Source organism: Clostridium intestinale (assembly GCF_035905475.1).
Classification (GTDB): Bacteria; Bacillota; Clostridia; order Clostridiales; family Clostridiaceae; genus Clostridium_T; species Clostridium_T intestinale.
In genome coordinates, this window is record NZ_CP121166.1 from 1444585 (window position 1) to 1465309 (window position 20725).

21 protein-coding genes are annotated in these 20725 nt (G+C 30.1%); 1 reads left to right on the forward strand and 20 read right to left on the reverse strand.

Annotated elements, in window-relative coordinates; genetic code table 11:
* Positions 1-12 precede the first annotated feature (12 nt).
* The 9 genes from P8F83_RS07475 to P8F83_RS07515 form a co-directional block, all read right to left on the reverse strand.
* Complete coding sequence (locus tag P8F83_RS07475) at positions 13-774, reverse strand: isoprenyl transferase (RefSeq protein ID WP_326514107.1); 762 nt, start codon at positions 772-774, stop codon at positions 13-15.
* A 52-nt stretch (positions 775-826) separates the two neighbouring features.
* The gene (gene frr / locus P8F83_RS07480) at positions 827-1384 is read right to left on the reverse strand and encodes a ribosome recycling factor (RefSeq protein ID WP_073015976.1); all 558 of its coding nucleotides are present in this window, start codon (positions 1382-1384) and stop codon (positions 827-829) included.
* 17 nt (positions 1385-1401) lie between these two features.
* On the reverse strand, positions 1402-2112 hold the full coding sequence (pyrH, locus tag P8F83_RS07485; RefSeq protein WP_073015975.1) for a UMP kinase: 711 nt from the start codon (positions 2110-2112) through the stop codon (positions 1402-1404).
* Positions 2113-2177: 65 nt separating this feature from the next.
* Positions 2178-3092 (reverse strand): translation elongation factor Ts, encoded by a 915-nt coding sequence (tsf, locus tag P8F83_RS07490; protein WP_326514108.1) that lies wholly within the window; start codon positions 3090-3092, stop codon positions 2178-2180.
* A gap of 68 nt (positions 3093-3160) precedes the next feature.
* The gene (gene rpsB, locus P8F83_RS07495) at positions 3161-3862 is read right to left on the reverse strand and encodes a 30S ribosomal protein S2 (protein ID WP_073015973.1); all 702 of its coding nucleotides are present in this window, start codon (positions 3860-3862) and stop codon (positions 3161-3163) included.
* A gap of 233 nt (positions 3863-4095) precedes the next feature.
* On the reverse strand, positions 4096-4872 hold the full coding sequence (gene codY, locus P8F83_RS07500) for a GTP-sensing pleiotropic transcriptional regulator CodY (RefSeq protein ID WP_073015972.1): 777 nt from the start codon (positions 4870-4872) through the stop codon (positions 4096-4098).
* A gap of 169 nt (positions 4873-5041) precedes the next feature.
* Complete coding sequence (gene topA, locus P8F83_RS07505; RefSeq protein ID WP_326514109.1) at positions 5042-7132, reverse strand: type I DNA topoisomerase; 2091 nt, start codon at positions 7130-7132, stop codon at positions 5042-5044.
* A gap of 39 nt (positions 7133-7171) precedes the next feature.
* Complete coding sequence (gene dprA / locus P8F83_RS07510) at positions 7172-8239, reverse strand: DNA-processing protein DprA (RefSeq protein WP_326514110.1); 1068 nt, start codon at positions 8237-8239, stop codon at positions 7172-7174.
* Between the two features lie 2 nt (positions 8240-8241).
* Positions 8242-9756, reverse strand: a complete 1515-nt coding sequence (locus P8F83_RS07515; protein ID WP_326514111.1) for a YifB family Mg chelatase-like AAA ATPase — start codon at positions 9754-9756, stop codon at positions 8242-8244.
* Positions 9757-9849: 93 nt separating this feature from the next.
* Here P8F83_RS07515 and P8F83_RS07520 point away from each other — a divergent pair, with 93 nt between their 5' ends.
* Positions 9850-10215 (forward strand): YraN family protein, encoded by a 366-nt coding sequence (locus tag P8F83_RS07520; RefSeq protein ID WP_326514112.1) that lies wholly within the window; start codon positions 9850-9852, stop codon positions 10213-10215.
* On the opposite strand, the gene P8F83_RS07525 is transcribed toward P8F83_RS07520, so the two are convergent.
* The 11 genes from P8F83_RS07525 to smc form a co-directional block, all read right to left on the reverse strand.
* Complete coding sequence (locus tag P8F83_RS07525) at positions 10216-11034, reverse strand: ribonuclease HII (protein WP_326514113.1); 819 nt, start codon at positions 11032-11034, stop codon at positions 10216-10218. It lies immediately after the preceding gene.
* Between the two features lie 10 nt (positions 11035-11044).
* The gene (gene ylqF / locus P8F83_RS07530) at positions 11045-11887 is read right to left on the reverse strand and encodes a ribosome biogenesis GTPase YlqF (RefSeq protein ID WP_021802121.1); all 843 of its coding nucleotides are present in this window, start codon (positions 11885-11887) and stop codon (positions 11045-11047) included.
* Between the two features lie 281 nt (positions 11888-12168).
* Positions 12169-12519, reverse strand: coding sequence for a 50S ribosomal protein L19 (rplS, locus tag P8F83_RS07535; RefSeq protein WP_021802122.1), 351 nt, complete (start codon positions 12517-12519; stop codon positions 12169-12171).
* Positions 12520-12641: 122 nt separating this feature from the next.
* On the reverse strand, positions 12642-13352 hold the full coding sequence (gene trmD, locus P8F83_RS07540; RefSeq protein WP_326514114.1) for a tRNA (guanosine(37)-N1)-methyltransferase TrmD: 711 nt from the start codon (positions 13350-13352) through the stop codon (positions 12642-12644).
* On the reverse strand, positions 13342-13839 hold the full coding sequence (gene rimM, locus P8F83_RS07545) for a ribosome maturation factor RimM (RefSeq protein ID WP_238904480.1): 498 nt from the start codon (positions 13837-13839) through the stop codon (positions 13342-13344). Before rimM ends, trmD begins: the two co-directional genes overlap by 11 nt.
* A gap of 52 nt (positions 13840-13891) precedes the next feature.
* The gene (locus P8F83_RS07550) at positions 13892-14119 is read right to left on the reverse strand and encodes a KH domain-containing protein (protein WP_021802125.1); all 228 of its coding nucleotides are present in this window, start codon (positions 14117-14119) and stop codon (positions 13892-13894) included.
* A 44-nt stretch (positions 14120-14163) separates the two neighbouring features.
* Positions 14164-14412, reverse strand: coding sequence for a 30S ribosomal protein S16 (gene rpsP / locus P8F83_RS07555; protein ID WP_021802126.1), 249 nt, complete (start codon positions 14410-14412; stop codon positions 14164-14166).
* A gap of 31 nt (positions 14413-14443) precedes the next feature.
* Positions 14444-15817 (reverse strand): signal recognition particle protein, encoded by a 1374-nt coding sequence (gene ffh / locus P8F83_RS07560; RefSeq protein ID WP_073015965.1) that lies wholly within the window; start codon positions 15815-15817, stop codon positions 14444-14446.
* Between the two features lie 10 nt (positions 15818-15827).
* Positions 15828-16166, reverse strand: a complete 339-nt coding sequence (locus P8F83_RS07565) for a putative DNA-binding protein (protein ID WP_073015964.1) — start codon at positions 16164-16166, stop codon at positions 15828-15830.
* Positions 16167-16244: 78 nt separating this feature from the next.
* Entirely contained in the window at positions 16245-17153 is a 909-nt protein-coding gene (gene ftsY, locus P8F83_RS07570; RefSeq protein WP_073015963.1) for a signal recognition particle-docking protein FtsY, read from the reverse strand.
* An 11-nt stretch (positions 17154-17164) separates the two neighbouring features.
* Positions 17165-20725, reverse strand: a complete 3561-nt coding sequence (gene smc, locus P8F83_RS07575) for a chromosome segregation protein SMC (protein WP_326514115.1) — start codon at positions 20723-20725, stop codon at positions 17165-17167.

A 20725-nucleotide genomic window follows, 5' to 3' on the forward strand; every position in this document is an offset into this window, starting at 1 on the left:
AGGATACCTCCACTATTTGATTCCCCCATATCTTCTATCTCGGTTCTGATAATCAAAAATAGCTCTATGTAAATCTTTCTCTGTAAAATCTGGCCAATTTATGTTAGAATACCAGAACTCAGAATATGCACATTGCCACAATAGAAAATTACTTAGCCTTTGTTCTCCAGAAGGTCTTATTACTAAATCTGGATCAGGCATTTTTTTAGTATAAAGATAATTTGAAAAAAGATTTTCATCTAAAGAATATTTAGATATTTTTTTATCTTCTATGTCTTCAATTATATCCTTAACAGCTGAAATAATTTCATCTCTACCGCCGTAGTTAAGTGCAAGATTCATTACAACACCAGAATTATTTTTGGTTTTTTCATAAGCTGAAACCAATTCATCCCTACATGGCTTTGGTAACTTAGTTATATCCCCAATATGATTTATTACCACTCCATTACTATTTAATTCTTCGAACTCATTTTTCAAATACTCTACAAGCAGGTTCATAAGTGCACCAACTTCATCCTTAGGTCTCTTCCAATTCTCTGTTGAGAATGCATATAAAGTTAGGTATTTTACACCAATTTTATCACATTCTTTTATTATTTTTCTTATGGTTTCAACCCCTGCTCTGTGTCCAAAAGTTCTAGGCAAACCTTTAGCCTTTGCCCATCTACCGTTACCATCCATTATAATTGCAATATGCTTAGGAATTCTATTATAATCTATATTTACATCATTAGGTTTATTATCTTTTTTACCTTTTAGCCACTTAAACATTTACTATTCCTCCATAATGAATATGGTAAAAAAACCTGCTAGAAAGCAGGCTTTATATTGACATTATCTCTTTCTCTTTGTCCGCTATAATCTTATCTATTTCTTTAACATAGCTATCTGTTACCTTTTGGATATCATCTTCTGCTTTTTTGAATTCATCTTCTGATATATCTCCATCTTTCTTTAAAGACTTAAATTTATCATTCCCATCTCTTCTTATTGATCTTATAGCTACCTTAGAATCTTCTCCAGCCTTCTTAACATTCTTAACTAGATTTCTTCTAGTTTCTTCAGTTAATTCAGGAACTAATAATCTTATTACAGAACCATCATTAGATGGATTTATTCCCAAATCTGATTTTAATATAGCTTTTTCTATATCTTTTAGTAAAGTTTTTTCCCAAGGTGTTATCATAAGAAGTCTTGGTTCTGGAGCAGAAACACTAGCCACCTGACTTAATGGACACATACTTCCATAATAGTCAACTTCAATTCTGTCTAACATAGTTGGATTAGCTCTTCCAGCCTTCATTGTTGAAAGATCAGATTTTAATACCTTAATAGATTTACTCATTTTTTCTTCAGCAGACTTAATAACATCTTTTATCATAAAGAGAACCTCCTTTATTATTTACAAACCATAGTTCCTATTTCTTCACCCATTATAGCCTTTTTAATGTTTCCAGGCTCATCTAAAGCAAATACTAAAATAGGAATATTATTATCCATACATAATGAAGTTGCAGTTGAATCCATAACTTGAAGACCCTGCTCTAAAACTTGTATGTAAGATAGAGAATCATATTTCTTAGCATCTGAATATTTATGTGGATCTTTATCATAAACCCCATCAACCTTCTTAGCTAATAGTATAACTTCCGCTTCTATTTCAGCAGCTCTTAATGCAGCTGTTGTATCAGTAGAAAAATATGGATTTCCAGTACCTGCAGCAAAAATAACTACTCTACCTTTTTCTAAATGTCTCATAGCTCTTCTTCTAATAAAAGGTTCAGCCACTTCCTTCATTTCTATAGCAGTTTGAACTCTTGTCATAACCCCTAAACCTTCTAAGGAATCTTGTAATGCTAAAGCATTTATGCATGTTGCTAACATACCCATATAATCCGCTGTAGTTCTGTCCATATCAGATCCATCTCTACCTCTCCATATGTTTCCGCCACCAACAACAGCGCCTACTTCAACACCCATTTCTACTAATTCTTTTATTTCCATAGCTATTCTTTGTGCAACATTAAAATCTATTCCAAATCCATTAGCTCCGGCTAAAGCTTCACCTGATAATTTTAACATTACCCTTTTAAATTTACATTTAGACATTAGTTAACCTCCATATCTTTCAAGTTATTTTTAAAAAAAGAGAACACTTTGTGTTCTCTTTTAAATTATTTTGCACCGATTTGTCTTGCAACTTCTTCAGCAAAGTTTTCTTCTTTCTTTTCTATACCTTCTCCTCTTTCAAACCTTACAAATTTGTTTATTGTAATTGGAGAACCTACTTCTTTAGATTTTTCTTGAAGATGTTTAGTTATTGACTTATCTCCATCTTTAACCCAAGCTTGCTCTAAAAGACACACTTCTTTATAATATTTTTGAATTCTTCCCATAACCATTTTTTCAACTATATTTTCTGGTTTGCCTTCGTTTAAAGCTTGAACTCTATATATTTCTTTTTCTTTATCTAAAGCTTCGTTATCAACATCATCTTTGCTTAAGTATGATGGGTTTGCAGCAGCAACTTGCATACAAACATCTTTAGCAACTTCTGCAAGAACTGGAGAAGCTGTATCACATGCTAGTTCAACTACAACTCCGATTCTTCCGCCACCATGTATGTAGCTTTGAACTACTCCATTTTCAACTGCGAATTTTTCAAATCTTCTTACTGTCATATTTTCGCCTAATTTAGCTATTAAAGCTGTTAAAGCTTCTTGAACAGTTTGAGTTTCATTGAATTTTTCAGCAACAAAGCTTTCTATATCTTTAGCTGCACTAGTTGAAGCCATTTCTGCTAATTTTCCAGCAAAACCTACAAATTCTTCATTAGCTGCAACGAAATCCGTTTCACAATTTAATTCAACTATACCAGCAACTTTTTGTTCTTCTGATATATAAGTTTTAACTACACCTTCTGCTGCAACTCTGTCAGCTTTTTTAGCTGCTGCTGCCAATCCTTTTTCTCTCAATACTTCTATAGCCTTTTCCATATCTCCGTTAGTTTCAGTTAAGGCTTTTTTGCAGTCCATCATCCCTGCACCAGTTTTTTCTCTTAATTCTTTAACTGATTGAGCAGTAATCATTATTATTCCTCCTTAATATCATTAAGGTAAAAGGTAAATGGAATATATCCACCTACCCTTTACTAAAATTATTCAGTTACTTGTTCACCTTGTCTTGATTCGATTATTGCATCTGAAAGTCTAGCAGTTATTAATTTAACTGCTCTTATAGCATCATCATTACCAGGAATTACGTAGTCAACTTCATCTGGATCACAGTTTGTGTCAACAATAGCTACAACTGGAATACCAAGAATTTTAGCTTCAGATATAGCATTTTTTTCTTTTCTTGGGTCTACAACAAACATAGCACCTACGTTGCTAACATTTAAGTTTCTTATTCCACCTAAATTTTTAACTAATTTTTCTTTTTCATTCTTTAGGTTTGTAACTTCTTTCTTAGGAAGAACTTCGAATATTCCCTCTTCTTCCATTTTTTCTAATTCTGTTAATCTTGCTATTCTAGTTTTGATTGTGTTGAAGTTAGTTAGCATTCCACCTAACCATCTATTGTTAACGAAGTGCATGTTTGATCTAACAGCTTCTTCTTGTATAGCTTCTTGAGCTTGTTTCTTAGTACCAACGAAAAGAATATCTTTTCCTTCTTCAGAAACGCTTTTAACAAATTGATAAGCCTCTTCAACTTTTTTAACTGTTTTTTGAAGATCTATTATATATATTCCATTTCTTTCTGTGAATATATATGGAGCCATCTTAGGGTTCCATCTTCTTGTTTGATGTCCGAAATGAACACCTGCTTCTAATAATTGTTTCATAGAAATTACTGACATTTTGTTACCTCCTTATGGTTAAGCCCTCCATTATCTTCATCCATTGTAGATCTTCCTTTTATAAAGGCACCACTCTACAAATAAGATAATGTGTGTATTTCTTACCTCTGATAGTATATCACAGTGTTTTTTATCATTCAATATACTTTTTTAATTATTTACATATTTTTTAATAAAATAATCATAATTTTACTTCTAGAACATAAAAAGAAGGCCAAAAGCCTTCTTTTTATCTATTTTATCTTCTTTAATTCGTCTAATAGCTTGTCATTTAAAATCTTAATATGAGTTCCCTTCATACCTAAAGACCTTGACTCTATTACCCCTGCACTTTCAAATTTTCTTAATGCATTTACTATAACAGATCTTGTTATACCAACCTTGTCCGCAATTTTCGATGCAACTAGAAGTCCTTCACTACCTTTTAATTCATCAAAGATGTGTTCTACAGCTTCTAATTCTGAATAAGAAAGGGTACCAATTGCAAGTTGAACTACAGCTTTTTTTCTTGCCTCTGCTTCTAATTCAACTTGCTTACCTCTTAACATTTCAATTCCTACAATAGTAGCAGAATATTCTGCTAAAACTAAGTCATCATCAGTAAATGGCTTACCAAATCTAGCTAATAATAAAGTTCCTAATCTTTCTCTATTGCCTATTATAGGCACTATAGTAGATATTTTGTTATCCATATCGCATTTAATTTCACCTTCAAAAACGCAAGTTCCTCTATTATAAAGATTTGAAAGTGATTCTTGTACATTTAGTAGTTTATTGTTGTATTCTTCAGGAAATTTTTTATCCTCAAGAACCTTCTTTTTCATTATTTCGCATTCAAATCCACTAGCGAATGTATGTCCTAACATTTTTCCTCTTCTGCTAACAATATAAACATTGCATTCTAAAACGTCACTTAATAACTCACATATGTCTTCAAATGCTACTGGTTCAGTACCTGATTTTTGTAAAATCTTATTAAGTTTTCTTGTCTTAGAAAGTAGTGTAGACATAAAACTCCTCCTCATGTATCCATATTCATTATCCATAATTCATTTAACTATAAAATATTCTAAAATTTTTGAATTTTTTAAATTTTTAAAATTTTTAAAAAAGTTCTACATCAATTAATATATCATAGGATTTTTTTATTTTCAACACCCTTTTTCTATTTTCGACAAATCATTCTTTTTCTTCACTCTTTATAGTAACCTTATTTTTACATTCTCCATTAGTACATTCCAAGTATTTGCCTTTAGCTTTTGAGAATCTATATACCATAAATGAACCACATTTATCGCACTTCTCTTTAGCTGGTTCATGCCAACTTACAAAATCACATTCTGGGTAGTTAGAACATCCATAGAATTTATTACCTTTTTTACTTCTTTTAAGTAATACCTTTCCCCCACATTTAGGGCAAGGTGCATCAACTTCATGTACTATAGGTTTTGTATTTTGACACTCTGGATAACCAGGACAAGCTAAAAAGTCACCAAATCTACCATGCTTAATAACCATCATTCTTCCACATTTATCACATGGTACATCAGACACCTTATCTTCTAAAACTATTTTAGACATTTCACTTTCAGCTTTCTCAAGGGATGTCTTTAATGGAGTAAAAAACTCTCCAACAATCTTAGTCCAGTTTTCTGTTCCCTCTTCTACAGAATCTAGCTTAAGTTCCATTTCAGCTGTAAAATCTGTATCAACTATTTCTTTAAAATATTCAGACATTATATTATTAACAATAAACCCTAATTCCGTAGGCACTAATTGTTTTTTATCTCTTACAACATAGTTTCTACTACTAGTTAATGTTGATATAGTTGGAACATAGGTACTAGGTCTTCCTATACCCTTTTCCTCTAGTAATTTAACAAAAGATGCTTCAGTATATCTACTAGGAGGCTGAGTAAAATGCTGTTTTGGAGTTAATGAATCTTCCTCTAAAACTTCATCCTTCTCTAACTCTGGAAGTAATACATCTTGATTTTCTTCTTCTGTACTATACTCATATATCTTCATAAATCCTTCAAACTTAACTATTGAACCTGTTGCTCTTAATTTATAATCACCATTAGTTATAGTTATGGTATTAGTATTTAATAAACAAGAACTCATTTGGCTTGCTACAAATCTCTTCCATATTAAACTATAAAGTTTATAGGCATCATTTGTAAGATTTTCTTTAGCTATTTCAGGAGTAATTTCTATATATGTTGGTCTTATAGCTTCATGAGCATCTTGGATATTCTTTTTACCTTTATACACTCTAGGTTTATCTGGAGTATATTTTTCTCCGTAAGCTCCTTTTATAAAATCTAAAGCTTTTTCCTGAGCTTCACTTGATATTCTAACAGAATCTGTTCTCATATAGGTAATTAAACCTATAGTTCCATGACCCTTTATCTCAACGCCTTCATAAAGCTGCTGAGCTATCATCATAGTTTTCTTTGTCATATAGTTTAATTTTTTATTGGCATCTTGCTGCAAAGTGGAAGTTGTAAAAGGCGGTAGTGGATTTTTTTGTTTATCTGCTTTTTTAACATCCTTTACAACATAATTTCCAGATTTTAAATCTTTAATTACCTTATCAGCTTCATCTTCAGTATTTATTTCTAATTTTTTATTTTTATATTGAACAAGATTTACAGGAAACTTCTTTTTATCTTTTATTAATTTACATTCTACTGTCCAATATTCTTTAGGTACAAATGCTTTTATCTCTTCTTCTCTATCACAAATTAATTTTAGTGCAGCAGACTGAACCCTTCCTGCACTTAAACCCCATTTAATATTCTTCCAAAGTATAGGGCTTATTTCATATCCCACAAGTCTATCTAAAATTCTTCTTGCTTGTTGAGCATCTACTAAATTTTGATTTATTTCTCTTGATTTCTTTATTGAGCCTTTAACAGCTTCTTTTGTTATCTCATTAAACTCAATTCTACATTTTTCAGTAGTAGGTATCTTTAATATGTGAGCTAAATGCCAAGAAATAGCTTCACCTTCCCTATCAGGGTCAGTTGCCAAATATACTTTATCACTTTTTTTGGCTAACTTCTTTAATTTATCTAAAAGATCACCTTTACCTCTTATTGTTATATACTTAGGAGAAAATTCATTATCTACATCAACTCCTAATTGACTCTTTGGTAAGTCACGTAAATGTCCCATTGATGCTTCAACGATATAATTTTTTCCCAAATACTTTCCTATGGTTTTGGCTTTAGCTGGCGACTCAACTATTACTAAATTTTGTCCCATTTCTCACTCCTAAATTAGGAGTCTTCACCCCCTTATAAATCAACTAATCCTTGCATAATAGTTTCCTGATAAACTAATAATTTCATTTTCAAGTTGCAATTCAAATAATATACCATAAATTAGAGAAATGTCAATATTACATCTTCTAATTAAATCATTAATATGTATTGGATTCACTCCTATTTCTTTTAGTACTACCCCTTTTTCACCTGAAAAATTCTTACTTGAAGGATCTTTTGATGTTATATTTAGCTCCTTTAAGACATCTTGTACTTCATATAATGGATTAGCTCCATCTATTATTAGTCTATTTGAACCTTTAGCCTGAGGGTTTATAGGGTTTCCTGGAGATACAAATATTGTTTTGCCAAGATCTAAAGCGTATCCAGTAGTGATTAAGCTTCCACTTCTTTCAGCCGCTTCTGTAACAATTAATATTTCACATAATGCAGCAATTATTCTATTTCTTCTTGGAAAATTATAAGAAGCTGGTTTCTCATACGGTAAAAACTCTGATATAATTACTCCATTTTTTATAATATCATTATATAATTTGTAGTTTGATTTTGGATAGACTACATTTATACCACATCCAAGCACTGCACATGTAACACCATTACCTCTTAAAGCCCCTCTATGTGCTGCTGTATCTATTCCATACGCTCCCCCGCTTATTATCATGACTCCATTTTCAACTAACTCTTTTGATATATGTTCTGTTAACTGAGTTCCTTGCAAAGTTGCCTTTCTTGAACCAACTATAGATACTTTCTTATGAGACTTAATTTTAGAAATATCCCCTTTATAAAAAAGTACATATGGGGGCTCATAAACATGATATAATTCATCCATATAATCTTCATCTCTATAAAATACAGCACCAATATTATTCTTGTGCATAATATCTAATAGTTTTTCAACTTCTTCATCATTGACTTTTTTTATTCTGTCAGAATAATCTTCTTTTATATAATTTGATTTAGATATTTTATAAAGATTATAGATTTCCTCTTCATTATTATATCTGTCTTTTAAAAATCTTTTACAACTCTCAGGCACATTTGAGATAGCCATCCAGATTTTATAAAACATTTCTTCTCTTTTCATATTTATATCACCTCACCATCTATAAATTTTCTATAACTTAATGCCTCATATATATGACTAGCTTTTAATGCTTCTTCCCCATTTAAATCCGCTATAGTTCTTGATATTTTAAGTATTTTATAATATCCTCTCATTGATAAATTAAATTTATCATATATTGACTCTAATTTATCTAGAGCCTCAGTATCAACGTTAAAAAGCCTCATTATATCCTTACTTTTTACATTAGCATTATGTTTAACTTTTTCATTTTGGTATCTTATAGTTTGTATCTCTGTAGCTGATTTTATATTTTTTATTATCTTTTTACTTAAAGCCTTCTGATTTTTAATATTTCTCTTACTTATATCAACTCGAGGAACATAAGTAAATATGTCTATTCTATCTAATATGGGTTTAGATAATTTACTTAAATATCTCTTTTTTTCTAAATCAGAACACATGCAATCCTTACTAAAGCTCAAGTTCCAACCACAGGGACATGGATTAAAGGCAGTTATTAACATAAAATTAGCTGGAAGTTTAACATTGTTATTTAGTCTACTTATCTGAACTTCTCTATTTTCAAGAGGTTCTCTCAGTTGGTTTATGCACTCTTTATTAAACTGCAAAAATTCATCTAAAAATAAGACACCATTATGAGCTAATGTTACTTCTCCAACTTTCCCTATACCTCCACCTATAAGGGTTGCTGAAGTGCAGGAATGGTGAGGATTTCTAAATGGTCTTCTCACATTTTTAAACATCTCTTCTGATATATCTGTTGTACTATATATTTTGAATATTTCAGCCGCCTCTTCATAGGACATTTCCGGTAGAATATTAGCTATTTTATTAGCTATTAAGGTTTTTCCTGCTCCCGGAGGTCCATAAAAAGATATATTATGAAAACCTGCTGCGGCAATTTCTGCTGCTCTAAGCACACTTTCCTGACCTATTATCTCACTTAAATCTTCTGAAGATACTTTATTAATTTTGAAGGGTATTTTTTCAGAAGGAAGCTGATCTTTGTAAGTTAAATAATTTATCACACCATTTAGTTCATCAAAGTCAAATATATCTCCCTTATAGAAAAAGCTGCTTTGATAAGAGTTTTCTCGTGGAATTATAAATTTATTAAATCCGCCATCTATTCCTGCTTCTAATATAGGAAATAAGCCTTTTATCTCTTTTATGTCACCACTTAAGCTAAGTTCCCCTGCTATTATATAATCTTCAACCTCCTCTGCTTCAATTTGCCCACTTGCAATCAATATGCCTATGCTCATAGGTAAGTCTAGTAAAGAACCTATCTTCTTTAAGTTAGCAGGTGCAAGGTTTATTACTATTCTTCCTAGTGGAAACTTAAAACCCGAATTAACAATAGCTGCCCTAATTCTTTCTTTAGATTCTTTTATAGATTGATCGGCTAAACCTACTATGGTAAAAGAGGGTAGTCCCTTGAATATTTCTACCTCTACCTTTATAACAAAACCATTCAAATTATTTATTGTGGCACTATTTATAATTACCGCCATAAAACCACCTCTAAATTTTAATACTAATATTTTTCTACATTATTAACTTAAAAATATTTTTTTAGTCAATAATTTTAAAGGAGGTATAAAATTATGATAAATAAAAAATCTTTAGGGAATTACGGTGAGGATTTAGCTTGTGAATTTCTCACTAAAAATGGATACACAATATTAGAAAGAAATTTTAACTGTAGACTGGGAGAGTTAGATATAATTTGTATGTATAGAGGACTTCTTGTTTTTATAGAGGTAAAATGTAGATATTCATTAAATTATGGTGTTGGAATTGAATCCATAAATTTCACAAAAGTTAAAAGAATTATATCATCCTCAAAGTTATATATTCACCTTAAAAATTTATACAATCTAAACGTTCGTTACGATATTATAAATATAGATTTAAATCTAGAAGAAAATAAAAAAAACATCCAACATTATGAGGATGCTTTTAGACTTTAATTAAGTATTTAATATATTTCTTAAAAAACTCATTCTGTGTATATCGCAAGGACCATGGGTTTTAATTGCTTCAACATGTTTAGGTGTCCCATAACCTGCATTTTCATCAAAATTGTATACAGGATATTTTTTATGGTATTCTTCCATAAGATTATCTCTATACACTTTAGCAACTATTGATGCACAAGCTATTGACGCACTTTTTGTATCCCCTTTTATAACAGCTTGATTTTTTATTTTTATGCCTTTGATAGGATATCCATCTGATAATATTAATTCTGGATTTATTTTAAGATTATCACAGGCGTCTATGAATATCTTATTGTTGCAGACACCAATTCCTATATTATCTATCTGTTCATTTGTACATAAAGCTATTGAATAAGCAAGAGCCTTTTCCTTTATTTTTTCAGATAACTCTACTCTTTTTTCATGTGAAAGCTGCTTAGAATCTTTTATTTCTAATAATAAATCGTCAGTAGATGCATTTAAATCTAAAATCACAGCACAAGACACTATGGGACCTGCTAAAGGACCCCTTCCTACCTCGTCAACTCCTGCAACATACTTATAATCTCCAAATCCTTTATCAAAAGAATACATTCCTTGTACTCTTTTTATTTCCACTATGTGGTTTTCACATCTTTTTAGAAGTCTACTTCCTAAAGAAGATACATTTTTTCTTTTGTCCTTTATAAGAGACTCCATAAGAAACTTAAATTCTTCATTATTATAATAATCTTTAATTGATATATCTTTTAATGAATCATTTATACTTTTATATGGAAGTTTATCTAAATCTTCATTAAATAAAAACATTTTTACTCCTTTAAGGTAACTCTAAAGTTATATTACCTATTTTTCCACCTCTAAATTCATCTAATAATATTACAGAAATTCTATTGTAATTTATTTCTCCACCTGAGATTATACATCCTCTTTTTCTAGCTATCATATCCATATTTTCTAGAGGAGTTTCTTGTAGATTCTCAAGCTTATATCTTAGTTTTAGATTTTCAGGATAGTTAGTTTGAAGTCTTTCTATTAATTTAAGCGCAAGTTCTTCAATATCCATAATTTCATCTTTTATAGCTCCAGTAAAAGCTAAATTTAAAGCAACTTCTTCATCCTCAAACTTAGGCCATAAAACTCCTGGTGTATCCATAAGTTCTACCCCAATAGATGTTTTAATCCATTGTTTACTTTTTGTTACCCCTGGTCTATCACCTGTTTTAGCTATATTATTTTTTGCCATTTTATTAATAAATGTAGATTTTCCTACGTTAGGAATTCCAACAACCATTACTCTCGTAGTAATTTTTACTAAACCCTTAGCTCTTAATCTAGCATGTTTTTCTTTTAGAAGTTCATCTAAAGCAGGTTTTATTGATCGTATCCCTTCGCCTTTCAAAGAATTTAAGGCAATTGCTTTTGTATTTCCTTTGGATAAAAATTCAATCCATTTTTTAGTTAACTGAACATCTGTTAAATCACTTTTATTAAGTATTATTAATCTAGGTTTATCTTTACATAAAACATCTATATCTGGATTGGCAGAAGCTCTAGGTATTCTGGCATCTCTTATTTCAACTACTACATCTACAAGTTTTAAATTTTCTTTTATTTCTCTTTTTGTCTTTACCATATGCCCTGGGAACCAATTTATAGCCATGATATCATCTCCTTTTTGTTAAAATCTATCTTTTATGTTTTAATATTAAAATGTATCTTCTTTAGTATTATCTAAACTCATTAAATTCTTTTATATTCTTAAAAATATAAGAATATAAGAAGAAATATTTTTAACTATATAACTATATAACTATATAACTATATATAGTGTTCATGCGGGTTTAGGCTATTTATTCATAATTCACAATTATTTTCATGAATATTTTAAATTCTTTTTATAAATAAAAAAATGGAACTCTAAAGCCCCATTTTTAAGTTCAATTATTTCTTTATTAACTCTTTAACTTTAGCAGCTTTACCCACTCTGTCTCTTAAGTAGTAAAGTTTCGCTCTTCTTACTTTACCGTATCTTACGATTTCAACTTTTTCTATGATTGGGGAGTTAATTGGGAAAGTTCTTTCAACTCCAACTCCATAAGCTAATCTTCTTACTGTGAAAGTTTCTCTAGTTCCACCGTTTTGTTTCTTTATAACAGTTCCTTCGAATACTTGTATTCTTTCTCTGTTACCTTCTTTAACTTTTACGTGAACTTTTACAGTATCACCTATACTGAAGTTTGGTAAATCACTTCTTAATTGTTCTTGTTCTATTAATCTAATTATTTCGTTCATGTGCATTCCCTCCTAAATATTAATTTGACGTTCTTAACAAATTATTTTGCCAGAGGACCGCCCGTACTAGCACAACGATAATTGTAACATATGAAAATGCAATGTGCAACATAATTTTACAATCAGTTTTCTTTTAAAAGCTTTATATCCTCTTTTGATAAAGTTATTTTTTTAAACATGTCTGCTCTTCGCTCTTTTGTTATTATTAAAGACTGCTTTCTTCTCCATTTTCGAATGTTCTCATGATGTCCTGATATTAATACGTCAGGTACCTTTTTTCCTTCAAATACTTCTGGTCTAGTATATTGAGGATACTCTAATAATCCATCATAAAAAGATTCCTCTTGATAACTTTCCTCTTTTCCAAGAACTCCTGGAATAAGTCTTACTATGCTATCTACAATAGGAATACAAGCCATTTCTCCACCAGTTAAAACAAAATCTCCAAGGGATATTTCCATATCTATATAATCATAGACTCTTTCATCTATACCCTCATAATGTCCACATAAGAAAATAAGTTCACTCTCTTTTGATAACTCTTTAGCTAGACTTTGATTGAATGTTTTTCCTTTAGGTCCTAAAAAAATCACTTTACCGTTATTATTTTTTTTGGTTTCTATTATAGAAGATACTATTGGTTGAGGTGCCATCACCATTCCAGCTCCTCCACCATAAGGATAGTCATCAACTTTTTTATGTTTATTTAAGCTATAATCTCTAATATTTATAGGCTTTATAGATAATATTTCTTTCTCTTGAGCCTTACCTATTATAGAGTAATTAAAGATATTAAACATATCAGGAAATAAAGTTAATATATTAATCTTCATCTTGCCATTCCTTCACAGGTTTAATAACTATCTTTTTATCTTCTACATTAATGTCTAATACTATTTCCTTAAGTACAGGAATTAATAATTCTTTTATCCCTTTAACCCAATAAACATCGTTACTTCCTGTTTTTATTACATCATAAACCTCACCTAATGGAGTTTCATCTGTATCAAATACAGAACAACCTATTAAATCTGCTATGAAATATGTATCTTTAGGTAGCTTAACAGCATCTTCCCTAGATACTTTAAGATACTTCCCTTTAAGTCTAATAGCGTCATCCATAGTATCTACGCCTTCAAGCTTCAATATAACACGATCTTTTTGGAATTTATAGCTAAGTATTTGTACTTCTTTGTTATCTATAATAACTTTTTTTAATTTTTTAAATCTCATAGGATCATCAGTTAATGGGAATACCTTAACTTCTCCCTTAACCCCATGAGTATTTACTATTTGACCAACATTTAAAAATTGTTCCAAGGATATTCCTCCTCAATTAAAAATAAAGAGCTAGGCCAATACCTAACTCTTATTAAATAATTTCTACTACTACTCTTTTGTTTTCTTTAACTGCTGCTGCTTTTACAACTGTTCTTATTGCTTTGGCTATTCTTCCTTGTTTTCCTATAACTTTACCCATGTCTTCTGGGGCAACCTTAAGTTCAAGGATAAGGGATTGCTCACCGGCAACCTCCTTAACTTCAACAGCATCTGGATTGTCAACTAAAGACTTGGCGATGATTTCTACTAAATCTTTCATATTGACTGCTAGGGATATCCTTAGCAGAGTTCACCTCCCAGATATTATTTGTTAATTCCTGCTTTAACGAATAACTTTTTAACTATATCAGTTGGTTGAGCACCATTACCTAACCATGCAGCTGCTTTATCAGCATCAATTTTGATTTCTGCTTCTGGTTTAGCTACTGGATTGTAGTATCCTATTTCTTCGATAAATCTACCATCTCTTGGACTTCTTGAGTCTGCAACTACTACTCTATAGAAAGGAGCTTTTTTTGCACCCATTCTTCTTAGTCTTATTTTTACTGCCATGCTTTTCACCTCCTTTAAAAGTTAAGGTATACTATTTCAAAAAGGGAAGATTTCCAAATAGTCCATTTTTGCCTTTTTTACCTTTTTTCATATTTTGAGTTAAACCCTTAAATTGCTTCATTTGTTTTCTCATAGCTTCGAAACCTTTAAGAAGTTTATTAAGTTCTTGTATGCTTGTTCCTGAACCATTTGCTATTCTCTTCTTTCTAGATGAAGAAGATGAAACAAGCTGTGGATTTTTTCTTTCTTTTGATGTCATGGATTGAATTATAGCCTTAGATCTAGCCATTTGCTTTTCTCCAGCCTCTAAATCAACTCCTTCAAGTTGTTTAGAATTCATTCCAGGTATCATTTCTAAAACTTTATTTATAGGACCTAACTTATTCATTTGTTCCATTGCCATTAAGTAATCTTCAAAGTTAAAGTCCGAAGTTAACATTTTCTTTGATAAAGCTTCTGCATCTTCAGTGTCTATAGCTGCTTGAGCTTTTTCTATAAGAGATAATACATCTCCCATTCCTAATATTCTCGATGCCATTCTGTCTGGATAGAACACTTCTAAGTCGCTCATTTTTTCCCCAACACCAACAAATTTAATTGGTTTTTGAGTCATGCTTCTTATAGAAAGTGCAGCTCCACCTCTTGTGTCACCATCAAGTTTTGTTAAAATAACTCCTGATATGTCTAAAGAGTTATTAAAGGTTTCAGCTACATTTACTGCATCCTGTCCTGTCATAGAGTCTACTACTAATAATATTTCATTAGGTTTTACTCCTGACTTTATATCTTGTAGTTCTTCCATAAGAGTTTCATCTATATGAAGTCTACCTGCTGTATCTATTATAACTATATTGTTACCATTTTCTCTTGCGCTCTTTATACCAGCTTTAGCTATGTCTACAGGACTTATCTTATCTCCCATAGTAAACACTGGAATATCTATGCTTTTACCTACAACCTCAAGTTGTTTTATAGCTGCTGGTCTATAAACATCACAAGCTACTAAAAGAGGTTTTTTATTTTTCTTTCTTAAGGATAAGGCTAACTTACCACACATGGTAGTTTTACCTGCCCCTTGAAGTCCTACAAGCATAATTACTGTTGGACCTGCATCGGCATAAGATATCTTACTTTCAGCTGTACCCATTAGTTCTGTTAATTCATCATTAACTATTTTTATTACTTGTTGTCCTGGAGTTAAACTTCCTAAAACTTCTTCTCCAACACATTTTTCACTAACTTTTGATATAAAAGATTTTACTACCTTAAAGTTAACATCTGCTTCTAATAGAGCAAGTTTAACTTCTCTCATGGCTTCTTTTATATCTTTTTCATTTAATTTTCCTTTTCCTCTTAGCTTTTTTAAAGCGTCTTGCAACTTTTCTGATAAACCTTCAAAAGCCATGACAAACCTCCTATAGACTATTTATATTCTCAAAAATTTTACCCATATAATCTATGATTTCATCTGATGCATTAAATTTCTCTTTTAGATCTTTTATAGCATCTTTAGTTATGTTAATTCTTGAATTATTTTTACTCATCAATTGAAGCTTTTTCTCATATTCTAATAAAATCTTATAACATCTTTTTATTAAATCATGAGTAGCCTGCCTTGAGGTTTCATTTATCTCAGATATCTCCGAAAGAGAAAAGTCTTCATTATAATAAAGATCCATTATATTCTTCTGCTTTGGAGTCAATAAATTGCCGTAGTGATCTAGCAGAATAGAAACTTCAAACCTGTCTTCCATATAACCACCTTACCTACCTAAATGATAATAACAGATAAAAATAATGGTGTCAAGTATTTTTACTTAACACCTTTAAATTTAAAATAAAGCTTCAACAAAACCTTCAGCATCAAACTCTTGAAGGTCGTCAATCCCTTCACCTACACCAATATACCTCACTGGTACGTTTAAATGTTGTTTAATAGAAATTACAACTCCACCTTTAGCTGTTCCATCTAATTTAGTTAATATTATGCCATCAATAGGGCATACCTCTTTAAATTGTTTAGCCTGAATAACAGCATTTTGACCTGTGGTTGCATCTAATACTAAAAGAGTTTCCCTTTCAGTATCTCCCATTTCTCTATCTATAACTCTGTTTATCTTTTCAAGTTCATTCATAAGATTTTTTTTGTTATGAAGTCTTCCAGCTGTATCTATTAATAATCTATTTACTTTTCTAGATTTCGCAGCTTGTAGAGCATCATACACAACTGCTGCTGGGTCAGATCCTTCTTGATGTTTAACAATATCAACCCCTGATCTTTTGCTCCATATTTCTAACTGGTCTATAGCTGCTGCTCTAAAAGTATCTGCTGCTGCTAATAAAACCTTTTGTCCTTCATTTTTCATTTTAGATGAAAGTTTTCCAATAGAAGTAGTTTTTCCTACTCCATTTACACCTATAATTAAAATTATTTTATTATCAGGTTCTTTTTTATCTTCAACATCCTTAAGAAGCATATCTCTAATAACTTCTTTAAGAGCTGGTCTAACCATCTGTGGATCTGCAATTTTTTCTTTTCTTATTTTTGCTCTTAGCTCTTCTATAATATCCATTGTAGTTTCCATACCTATATCTGAAGTAATTAGTATCTCTTCTAATTCCTCATATAAATCTTCATCAATGGTTACAGCCAGGTTTAATACCTCATTTATTTTATCTGTAAAATTATCTCTTGTTTTACTTAATCCTTGTTTTAATTTGTCAAAAATTCCTCCAAACACTGTACATCCTCCTATCTGCCTTGTAAATTTACTGAAACTATTTTAGATATTCCTTTTTCCTCCATAGTAACCCCATACATTATGTCTGACGCTTCCATAGTACCCTTTCTATGAGTAACTACTATAAATTGAATGTTTTCAGAGAACTTTCTTAAAAATTCTGCATATCTATATACATTTGCATCATCTAAAGCAGCCTCTATTTCATCTAATATACAAAATGGAGTTGGTTTCATCTTAAGTATACCAAATAATAATGCGATTGCTGATAAAACTTTCTCTCCACCAGACATAAGATTTATATTTTGAACTTTTTTTCCTGGGGGCTGAACGTTAATTTCTATATTTGAAGTTAATTCATCACCTTCTCCAAGTATAAGTTCTGCACTTCCACCTTTAAATAATTCTCTAAAGGTTTCACTAAAATATCCATTTAATATCTTAAAGTTCTCTATAAATACTTCTTTCATTTTTGAGGTCATGTCACTTATAACTTCTAATAAGTCTTCTTTTGCTTTTTCTAAATCTTCTTTTTGACTACTCATAAAAGTATACTTTTCTTTAACTTCTTTATATTCTTCAATAGCACCAACATTAACAACCCCAAGAGCTGTAATTTGACTTTTCAATGTTGTTATTTCTCTTTTATGGTCAACTTCGTTTATAACATCATTAGCTTTTTCAAAAGCTTCTGCATAAGTTAAAGAAAATTCCTCATTTAATCTGTTATAATAATTTTCTTTTTCTATATCATATTTAGCTTTACCCATCTCTAATTTATGATATTCATTTTCTGATTTTTGAAGAATTTGATTTAATTCATCAACTTCAGTTTGTACCTTGTTCATATTTTCTTTTATAGAAATTCTTTTGATTTCACTTTGCTTCCATATTTCTTCAAACTTTTCTACTAAAGACCTTAAGTTCTCTATTTCTTTAGCGTTTTTTTCTATATCTTCATTAGATATTTTTTTAGTAGCTATCCCATTTTTTATTGAGGTTTCTATTTCACTTATTCTATTTATACAGGAATTTTGTTCTTCTTCTAACCTATTTAATTCTCTAAGTTTACCTGATATAAATTCTTCTAAAGAAGCCTTTTTTATTCTATTATCAGTTATTTTATCACGATTTTCAGTTATTGAAGCCTTTGCATCTTTTAAGTTTTCTTCAATTGATTTTATTAAAACCTTATTATCTTCCTTACTTTCAGAAGTTTTAATAATAATCTCTTTTATAACTTTAAAATTATCATTTAGTTCTAACTGCTCTTTAATTAATCCCTCATATTTAACTTCTATATCTTCTATTGAACTTTGCAATTTTAGTTCTTCATTTTGAATGTTTTTAATTTCATTTTGAAGTTTTGCAATTTCTATATTATTAAAATGAATTTGATCTCTTTTATTTAAATTATCCTCATCTAGTTTTTTAAGATTCTCTCTTAATGAAACCAGTTCAGTTTTAAGCTTTTCTGATTCCTCTTCTAAAGATGCATATCTTATCTTTAACTCTTCAAGTTCTCTTTTTCTGCTTATTATAGAGCTGTTTTTCCCACCATAGTTTCCACCTGTTAATGCTCCACCTGGATTAACAATTTCTCCAGTTAAGGTAACTATCTTATAAGAGTAAGAGGTTTCCTTTGCAACCCTTAAGGCTCCATCCATAGTATCTGTTATTATAGTTCTTCCTAAAGAATAATTAATAGCATTATCGTACTTTTTATCAAAGCTTATTAAGTCAGAAGCTAATCCAATATAACCTTGAATTTTAGTTATTTTTTCGTTTATTGAAGCCTTTTTCCCCTTTATTATAGATAAAGGTAAAAAGGTGGCTCTTCCTAGTTTGTTATCCTTCAAATAATTTATTAATCTCTTTGCTATAACTTCATCTTCAGTAATAATATTAGAAATTGTTCCTCCTAAGGCAATTTCAATGGCTGTTTCTAAATTTTTAGGAACAGAAATAATTTCACCAAGGATTACACACTTATCGCTTAAATTCCCAATACTACCTTTAGACATATGCTCCATAAGAAGCTTTACAGATTTATTATATCCTTCAAAATGCTTTTCTAAATTATTAAGCATTTTATAAGTTGCATCTGTTCTATTTATCTCTATGTTTATTTCTCTATACTTTTTTTCATTTGCATTTAAATTTCCTTGAAGTTTTGTCATAGAATTTTTATTTTGTAGTATTTCTTTATCTAAAATTTCTGTTTTTTCCTTAAACTTTTCTACTTTTTCATTTATCATTAGTCGAGTAGAATAATTAATAGCTATTGAACTATTTAAATTTTCTTTATCCGTTTTAAGGTTAACTATTCTTTCCTTAATTGTTTCAATAGAATTTTCTATTATATTACTTTCTTTTTCTAGTTCTGCAACTTTTTTATAGGTATCAATTTCTTGTTGTTTTAAACTATTTACCTTATCTTCTTCTTTAGATATTTCTTCTAAAAAAATGTTTGTTTCTTTATCTAAATTCTTTATAACTTCTTCTATTTTTGATATATTTTCTTTTTCCTTACTTATCTCTTCTAAAAGTACAGCCTTACTTTTTTTAAGTTCTTCACTTTTTTCTAAAAGACTTATCTTTTCTTTATTATTATTCTCTATAAGTTCTTCTATGTTTGTAATTCTTTCTTTTAAAATCCTAATTTCTGAATTAAGTTCTCCTATTTTCTCTTTTCCTTGAAAATACTCAATTCTTTCTTGATTTGTTTGACTATCTATCTTCTCAATTTCATTTTGATAAATATTTAATTTACTTCTTTTATCTTTTATTTCTTCTCTTAAAGAATTATTTTTCATTTCTATATCATATATATTTTCAGCATATACTTTTATATTTTTTTCTATGTTATTTATATGATATATGAGTAAGTCAACTTCTTTTTCCTTTAGTGAATTTGAAAAATCAATAAACTTTTCAGCCTTTATACATTCTATCTCCAAAGGCTCTATACGTTCCTCATAAGTAGAAATTATGTCATTAATTCTAATTAAATTCTCATCTGTATTAGCTAATTTTTTTTCTGATTCATCTCTTCTAGATTTAAACTTAACAATACCAGCTGCCTCTTCTAATAAAGATCTTCTCTCATCGGCTTTACCACTTAAGATTGCATCAATCTTACCTTGTCCAATTAAAGAATATCCTTCTTTACCTATACCAGTATCCATAAATAAAGTAGTTATATCCTTTAACCTGCATTGAGAGTTATTAATAAGATACTCACTCTCTCCAGATCTATATATTCTTCTTGTAATAGTTACATCTGAATAGTCTAAAGGTAGTTCCTTATCATAATTATCTAAAGTTAAAGATACTTGTGCTACTCCTACAGGTTTTCTGTAATGGGTTCCTGCAAAAATAACATCCTCCATCTTACCGCCTCTTAAGGTTTTAATACTTTGCTCACCTAAAACCCATCTAACGGCATCAGAAATATTACTTTTACCACTCCCATTAGGGCCAACAACAGCAGTAACCCCTTTATCAAATTTCAATTCTGTTTTGTCTGCAAAGGATTTAAATCCTCTTATTTCTAACGACTTTAAAAACAT

Excerpts from the sequence above, each read along its gene's own strand:
- P8F83_RS07520 (WP_326514112.1), top strand. The coding sequence starts at position 9,850 with ATGATAAATAAAAAATCTTTAGGGAATTACGGTGAGGATTTAGCTTGT.
- P8F83_RS07565 (WP_073015964.1), bottom strand. The coding sequence starts at position 16,166 with ATGGAAGACAGGTTTGAAGTTTCTATTCTGCTAGATCACTACGGCAAT.
- P8F83_RS07525 (WP_326514113.1), bottom strand. The coding sequence starts at position 11,034 with ATGTTTTTATTTAATGAAGATTTAGATAAACTTCCATATAAAAGTATA.
- rpsB (WP_073015973.1), bottom strand. The coding sequence starts at position 3,862 with ATGTCAGTAATTTCTATGAAACAATTATTAGAAGCAGGTGTTCATTTC.
- ylqF (WP_021802121.1), bottom strand. The coding sequence starts at position 11,887 with ATGGCTATAAATTGGTTCCCAGGGCATATGGTAAAGACAAAAAGAGAA.
- dprA (WP_326514110.1), bottom strand. The coding sequence starts at position 8,239 with ATGAAAAGAGAAGAAATGTTTTATAAAATCTGGATGGCTATCTCAAAT.
- frr (WP_073015976.1), bottom strand. The coding sequence starts at position 1,384 with ATGATAAAAGATGTTATTAAGTCTGCTGAAGAAAAAATGAGTAAATCT.
- P8F83_RS07550 (WP_021802125.1), bottom strand. The coding sequence starts at position 14,119 with ATGAAAGATTTAGTAGAAATCATCGCCAAGTCTTTAGTTGACAATCCA.
- pyrH (WP_073015975.1), bottom strand. The coding sequence starts at position 2,112 with ATGTCTAAATGTAAATTTAAAAGGGTAATGTTAAAATTATCAGGTGAA.
- smc (WP_326514115.1), bottom strand. The coding sequence starts at position 20,725 with ATGTTTTTAAAGTCGTTAGAAATAAGAGGATTTAAATCCTTTGCAGAC.
- trmD (WP_326514114.1), bottom strand. The coding sequence starts at position 13,352 with ATGAAGATTAATATATTAACTTTATTTCCTGATATGTTTAATATCTTT.
- P8F83_RS07515 (WP_326514111.1), bottom strand. The coding sequence starts at position 9,756 with ATGGCGGTAATTATAAATAGTGCCACAATAAATAATTTGAATGGTTTT.
- P8F83_RS07475 (WP_326514107.1), bottom strand. The coding sequence starts at position 774 with ATGTTTAAGTGGCTAAAAGGTAAAAAAGATAATAAACCTAATGATGTA.
- rplS (WP_021802122.1), bottom strand. The coding sequence starts at position 12,519 with ATGAACGAAATAATTAGATTAATAGAACAAGAACAATTAAGAAGTGAT.
- codY (WP_073015972.1), bottom strand. The coding sequence starts at position 4,872 with ATGTCTACACTACTTTCTAAGACAAGAAAACTTAATAAGATTTTACAA.
- rpsP (WP_021802126.1), bottom strand. The coding sequence starts at position 14,412 with ATGGCAGTAAAAATAAGACTAAGAAGAATGGGTGCAAAAAAAGCTCCT.
- ffh (WP_073015965.1), bottom strand. The coding sequence starts at position 15,817 with ATGGCTTTTGAAGGTTTATCAGAAAAGTTGCAAGACGCTTTAAAAAAG.
- topA (WP_326514109.1), bottom strand. The coding sequence starts at position 7,132 with ATGGGACAAAATTTAGTAATAGTTGAGTCGCCAGCTAAAGCCAAAACC.
- tsf (WP_326514108.1), bottom strand. The coding sequence starts at position 3,092 with ATGATTACTGCTCAATCAGTTAAAGAATTAAGAGAAAAAACTGGTGCA.